This is a genomic window from Moorena sp. SIO3I6 (genome assembly GCF_010672095.1).
Genome location: NZ_JAAHHU010000619.1, coordinates 1 through 2,623, shown reverse-complemented (window position 1 = coordinate 2,623; position 2,623 = coordinate 1). Strand labels below are relative to the sequence as shown.

The 2,623-nt window shown below is 39.3% G+C and carries 3 protein-coding genes; 1 reads left to right on the top strand and 2 read right to left on the bottom strand.

Going from position 1 to position 2,623, the window contains the following annotated elements:
* Positions 1–378 precede the first annotated feature (378 nt).
* The gene (locus F6K49_RS40385) at positions 379–1,158 is read left to right on the top strand and encodes a hypothetical protein (protein WP_075896895.1); all 780 of its coding nucleotides are present in this window, start codon (positions 379–381) and stop codon (positions 1,156–1,158) included.
* Between the two features lie 155 nt (positions 1,159–1,313).
* Here the strand turns inward: F6K49_RS40385 and F6K49_RS40380 are convergent, their stop codons facing one another.
* Together F6K49_RS40380 and F6K49_RS40375 are read right to left on the bottom strand one after the other, a co-directional pair.
* Complete coding sequence (locus F6K49_RS40380) at positions 1,314–1,547, bottom strand: hypothetical protein (protein WP_293106465.1); 234 nt, start codon at positions 1,545–1,547, stop codon at positions 1,314–1,316.
* Between the two features lie 565 nt (positions 1,548–2,112).
* Positions 2,113–2,334, bottom strand: coding sequence for a hypothetical protein (locus F6K49_RS40375; protein ID WP_293106463.1), 222 nt, complete (start codon positions 2,332–2,334; stop codon positions 2,113–2,115).
* Between the last annotated feature and the right edge of the window lie 289 nt (positions 2,335–2,623).

Here is a 2,623-nt window from a genome sequence, read left to right as displayed (position 1 = left end):
TCTCATTTTCGGCATCCTAGCCAGTTTTAGGACAGCCCGCCCGAAAATTGTAACGGGCAAGATGCCCATTCCACCCACCGGGTCAAACAGCAAACATGAGATGCACCCAAGGGGGTAGGGAGAATTAGAGCATAATTATTTCTGGGATCAGCTAATTAAGTAATTGATTATCAAAGTTAGAGGATATCTGAAAAGTTTTTTGATACTGAATTTTGCCCCCCTAGCCCCCCAATTCTGGGGGGAACAAGAATCTATTTGGTGGTAAAAGTCCCCCAAAATTGGGGGATTTAGGGGGCTTATATGTAGCAAATGAGACTTCTCAGACAACCTCTTAGATCTGATGGGTTCTTTCAAAATCATTAACCAAAATCATTAACAATGACAAGGCAATTCACTCCAGAAGAGATACCTGCTATTAAAATAGGGGCTGCCATTGCATATATTATTGTTTTATTTTTTAGTATTTGGTTTATTGAATCTACTGTTTGTGGCATTAGGGAAACAAAAGATAAACTTTCCTTACTCTTTGGTCTATTTGCTGTTTCCGCGATAGTTCCTTGGCTTTATACCCTAGTCATTAAGGGAAACTTGAGGCAGATGGAGCCCCGGGCTTCTCTTGAAAGGAAACGAAAAGATCAAACAGTAGCTTACCTCGTTGAAAACTTAGAAACATTGTTAAGCCAAACACCACAGGCTCGTGAAGTTCAGGATTTACTTAAAGAATTGCGGAGACAAGTACACAACCTTGCTACATCTCAGGAAAGGGCTGAAGCTCGTGATAAGGCCGTTAAGTGGGTTAAGAAAAAGTGGCTTAATAACCGGTGGAAAAGCTCCAAGATAGTTAGAGAAGCCGCAAGAATTGCTTTGGAGAACTTCAACAGGTTTCCAGAGCTTTCTAAAAAACAAAAACAAAAAATCATAGATGGTGTTAAGCAAGATATCAATGAGTGTATCAAGTGGCTTATTACTAGTTTGCGGTTTGGCAGAGAGCAAAATACTGACGGCTTAAAACGAAGCTTTATAATTAAGTCATCAGTTCGACCTTATGTTGTCGCTCTAGAATACATAAGAGATAGGAAACTGTCTGAGTACTGCAAGAATGATTTGGAGGGTGAAGAGGTTAGGAAATATATTGATTTCTTAATTGATGGTTTATAACCCCTAACTAATTTCATAGCTGGGTAAACTTAGTAACTTTTGGGATTAATTAAAACAAAGAGGATTCTCTATTATCAAGTTTAGAGAATCCTTTTTTTTCTTTTGGATTTAGAAGTTTGAATTGAGCAGCAATATTATCGGCACAATTCTAGGATTTAAAAAGTTTCTGAGCGCGGTGGTGGTGCCTGATAGATATTAGCTATTGCATCGGAATAATTATGAAGAATATCTAAGGCATGATTGACAGAATTTTTTGCACTTTCGATATCATCGATTACGGTTTGATCAACGTGGGATTTTCTGAGATATTTCTCAAGTTTAGATAAATTCTGATAGATACTTATTAGTGTTTCTATGTCTGTCTGAACTGCATTGCGTCTATTCGGCATTTGTCACCTTCCAGCTTAGATAAAAATTGGTTCGTGTAACTAAAGAGTTACTAACCATTTCTCCATTGGAAGGCAAAGACTATCAGGACGATTATATTAACGGAAACGGCGTTAATTAATTGAAGTATTAATTTAGATAGTTTTATTTTATAAAAGCCCCCTAAATAACCAAATTTTTGGTTATTTGATAGTTTTGTTTACCCCAAAATTGGGGGGCTAGGGGGGCATAATTATACCCATAAATCTGCCTTAATCAACTTTGATTTAATCGAAGTTGGGGGATTTATAGCGGTTTGTAATTAAACTAACTACAATACTAAACAGTAGTCAGTAGCCAGGATTTAGGACGCTACTTAACCTGGAGGCAAACCGCTATATTTTTGTTTCACAAACTCAAAGCGGTTTGTAATTAAACTAACTACAATACTAAACAGTAGTCAGTAGCCAGGATTTAGGACGCTACTTAACCTAGACACAAACTACTAGAGTTTTGTTCCACAAACTCAAAATTGGATCTAAAATATGGGAACTAAAGCCCCATAACGCTTTCAGAGATGGCTTTCTCCTAGTTTGACAAAAGAGGGTCATAGCTACCTTGGTATGTGCTGTAGATGCGATATCCCGGTAGTACCAGTGCTAACCCACCAAAGCCATGGATAGTCCCTGGATAGTTTTCTTCTGGAGCAACCCCACCAATGCGAAAAGATAATGATCCAAGCCAAACGTAGAGACCAGGAATCAATGTATCCATGCTGTAAGCGATCGCGTAGCGGCTCCATTGGACCATCGCGTAGCGTGACATACGGTCGCTACAGCTATGGCGCTATATAAAAAAAAGCCTGCACTCAGCAGGCTACCGATATTTTCAGAAAGATTTAGTTGATCTAACTCCCGTGAGATCGAAACTATAAATCAACCAACGACAATGTACTCACTATTCACAGCAGCGGTTAGTGTGCCCTGATCCAGCAAAGCCTGATAAACCATCGCAGCTACCTCACCACGAGTGGCCTCACGCACGGGATTGAGTTTCCTCTGGTCAGGGGAATTGACCACAATCAGTTTTTTAGTAGCGG

Coding starts and splice junctions, on each gene's coding strand:
- F6K49_RS40385 (WP_075896895.1), top strand. CDS start 379: ATGACAAGGCAATTCACTCCAGAAGAGATACCTGCTATTAAAATAGGG.
- F6K49_RS40380 (WP_293106465.1), bottom strand. CDS start 1,547: ATGCCGAATAGACGCAATGCAGTTCAGACAGACATAGAAACACTAATA.
- F6K49_RS40375 (WP_293106463.1), bottom strand. CDS start 2,334: ATGGTCCAATGGAGCCGCTACGCGATCGCTTACAGCATGGATACATTG.